At 70.9% G+C, this 1756-nt stretch carries 3 protein-coding genes; all 3 read left to right on the forward strand.

Annotated features, from left to right (window positions below):
• A partial coding sequence (locus ACWDRB_RS67750) for a winged helix-turn-helix domain-containing protein (RefSeq protein ID WP_355199321.1) occupies positions 1-84 on the forward strand: 84 nt, incomplete at its 5' end.
• 8 nt (positions 85-92) lie between these two features.
• Entirely contained in the window at positions 93-1568 is a 1476-nt protein-coding gene (locus ACWDRB_RS67755) for an ATP-binding protein (RefSeq protein WP_449912873.1), read from the forward strand.
• The coding region (locus ACWDRB_RS67760) for a hypothetical protein (RefSeq protein ID WP_449912876.1) at positions 1565-1756 on the forward strand (192 nt) is incomplete at its 3' end. The genes ACWDRB_RS67755 and ACWDRB_RS67760, both read left to right, overlap by 4 nt.

The raw sequence follows: 1756 nt of genomic DNA on the forward strand, positions 1-1756 counted from the left end.
CGCGCGAAGATCGAGGACGACTCGGCGGCGCCTGTCTATGTGCAGACGGTGCGTGGGTTCGGGTACCGGTTCGGGCCGGTGTGAAGCGGCCGGTGACGACTCGGCCGAGCCTGGGGCTGCAAACCCGGCTGCTGCTGGCATTCGCACTGCTGTGCGTGGTCACCGCGGCGGCGGTGGCCGGCGGGCTCTACGTCCAGGCCCGCAACGACATCCTGCAACGGACCCAGGACGCCACGGTGCAGGCCATGAAGAGCCGCCTGCAGGCGCTCTACCCGTTGCGGACTCCGGCGCCGGGCCCCGACGAGCTCGACGACATCGCCACCGCCGTGCCCGACCAGAACAGCGTGGAGTTCGCGGTCGCCGTCTACCGCGAGATGTACTCGCCGGTCGCCCCGCCGGGGCGCTGGAGGCCGGGCGGGAGGGTGCTGGCCTCGGAACTCGGGGTGATCTCACCAAAGTTGCGGCAGATGGTGGCCGACGGCAACATCGCGTGGCAACGCGTGGTGCGGGAGGGCGTGCCCTGGCTGATCATCGGCACGCCGTTGCTGATCGTCGAGTCGGACCGCACGACGCGGGCCTCCGGCATCGAGGTCTACGCCGCGCGTAGCCTGATCGCCGAACAGCGCAGCATCGACGAGCTCGCCGTACGTGCCTGGCTCATCGGCGTGGCCGCCCTGGCGTTCGCGGTCGTCCTGGCATCGCTGGCCACCCGCGGCGTGCTACGCCCGGTACGCGAACTCGGCCACGCGGCACGCCTGCTGGGCCAAGGCGAACTACGGACCAGAATCACGGTCCACGGCTCCGACGAACTGGCCGAAGTGGCACACACCTTCAACAACACCGCCGCCGAACTCGAACGACACGTCAAACAACTACGCGAGATGGAGGCCGACGCCCGCCGATTCGTCGCCGACGTCTCCCACGAACTACGCACCCCGCTGGCCGCACTCACCGCCGTCGCCGACATCCTGGACGAGGAAGCGGCCCGGCTGCCCGAGCCCGCCGGCAGAGCCGCCCGGCTGGTCAGCCAGGAAACCCTCAACCTCACCGCCCTGGTCAACGACCTCATCGAGATCAGCCGATTCGACTCCGGCGTCGCCGCCCTCGCACTCAACGAGGTCGACGTGGCCGAACTCGTCTCCGCCACCCTGCGCGTCCGAGGCTGGACCGAACAGGTCCACACCGACCTCCCACCCGCCGTGACCACGCGACTGGACCCACGCCGCGTCGACGTCATCCTCGCCAACCTGGTCGGCAACGCCCTGCGCCACGGCCAACCACCCGTGACCCTACACCTGACCGCCGACCCACACTGGATCACCTTCCAGGTCCGCGACCACGGACCGGGACTGGACCAGGCGGTGCTGCCCCACGTGTTCGACCGCTTCTACAAGGCCAGCGCCGCCCGGGCCAGATCCGAAGGCAGCGGCCTCGGCCTGGCCATCGCACGGGAGAACGCCCGCCTGCACCAAGGCGACCTCACCGTCACCAACGCCCCCGACGGCGGCGCCCTCTTCACCCTGCGCCTGCCACGCCGGGCGGACGCTCCCGACGGGGGCCCCGAATGACGGCCAGGCCCACCCGCCACCTGCTCGCCGCGGCCCTGCTCACGCTCGCGGCCGGCTGCGGCGTGCAACCCAGCGACGCCATCTCCGCCGGCGACCCACCCAGCGGACCCATCGCACCACCCCTGAAGGTCACCCTCTACCTGGTCAAGAACGGCCGGCTCAGCACGGTGACGCGACCCGGCTACCGA

It is taken from the genome of Nonomuraea sp. NPDC003707 (assembly GCF_053587055.1).